Origin of the sequence: Actinomadura rubrisoli (genome assembly GCF_004349215.1) — a bacterium.
GTDB lineage: Bacteria > Actinomycetota > Actinomycetes > Streptosporangiales > Streptosporangiaceae > Spirillospora > Spirillospora rubrisoli.
In genome coordinates this window covers 1-1,282 of record NZ_SMKU01000704.1, presented here as the reverse complement: position 1 = coordinate 1,282, position 1,282 = coordinate 1, and the positions used below count along the sequence as shown (strand labels likewise).

Annotated in this window: 2 protein-coding genes; both read right to left on the bottom strand. The window is 72.2% G+C overall.

Features of this window, described 5'->3' with window-relative positions; all coding sequences use genetic code 11:
• Positions 1–384, bottom strand: a 384-nt coding sequence (locus E1298_RS46975; protein ID WP_131903808.1) for a hypothetical protein, incomplete at its 3' end; no start/stop codon positions are given.
• Between the two features lie 101 nt (positions 385–485).
• The coding region (locus tag E1298_RS46970; RefSeq protein WP_207945291.1) for a hypothetical protein at positions 486–1,282 on the bottom strand (797 nt) is incomplete at its 5' end.

The window sequence follows — 1,282 nt, the reverse complement described above, 5'->3', positions numbered from 1 at the left end:
GCCCGGGTCCAGGTCCTCGACCCCCACCGCCCCGGCGTTCTGCCAGATCATCCGCCAGACCACCCCCGCCCGCCGCCACGCGGGCGGCCCGGCGGAGTACACCGCCCGCCGCTCGGCCGGCCCGCGCAGTCGGGCGAGGAAGCGGCGCGCCGAGTCCTCGCCGTCGATGCCGTAGAGGGCCAGCCAGTACGGGACCCCGGCGGCGGGCTCGGCCAGCTCGTACCGCGCGGCGCTGACGAACCCGTCGTTGAGGTCGACGACCTCGCCGAGATGGACCGAGTCGTAGAAGTCGGCGAACGCCCGCAGCTCCGCGTCGGACTCGTCCGGCTCGGTCCTGAGCCCGACGGCGAGGAAGAACGGGCAGCTCAGCGGTTGTGCACCCATACGGCTCACGCCACCTCCGCTCCGGCCGCGCGGGCGGAGACCCGGTCAATGATTCAGAATGAACCATACATTCGGAACGGTTGAACGCCAAGGGCGCCGCGTCAGGAGTTGGCCGGGACGGTGCTGATGACCTTGCCTTTGGTGTTCACGGCCAGGTAGCCGCCGTCGTATTCGTCGGTGAGGTAGACCAGCATCGTCGGCCGGTCGCCGTTGAAGGTCCAGGAGGACTTCACGATGATGTACCGGCTGGTCGGCTTGGGCACCTTGAGCGTGCGCGCGGCCCGGCTCATCAGGGCCGGCAGGGCGTTCCAGTTGAAGGCGTTGAGGTCGACCTTGGCGTCGCCCGTCGTGATGGCGATGCTGGGGCGGCTGCGCACGGCCGCGTCCGCCCCCTTCTCGTAGGTGTAGTTGTCGAAGGCCGAACGGCGCCCGCGGACGGGGGCGTCGGCGGACGCGCGCTCCTCGTAGACCGTCATCCCGGCGAACTGCTTGCTGCCGGACGCCTCCTCGAACTTCTTGATCACGTCGCGGACGGCGGCCGGGGTCAGCAGGGTCTTGACCGCCTTGCCGCCGCCGCCTGTTCCCCCTTCGGACCCGCCACCGCCGCCCGCTGGAGTGGGGCGGGTGGAGCGATCGAGCCCGGCCGCCGTCCCGCCGTGCTCCTCCAGCGCGTTGGAGACGACCATGATGACCGTCGTGAGGAGCGCCGCGATCGTGCCGAGCGCCAGGACACCGATCGCGGCCGCCGCCAGGCCGAACCGCCTGCGCCGCTTCCGCGCGGCCGCGGGATCGGTGATCTGGACCTGGCCTGGGAAGGAGCGCGGGTCCGTCCCCGGGGTCGCGAACGAGCGCGGGTCCGTCCCTGGGCCCGGCATCGGGTGGGCGGCCGGGGGAGGAG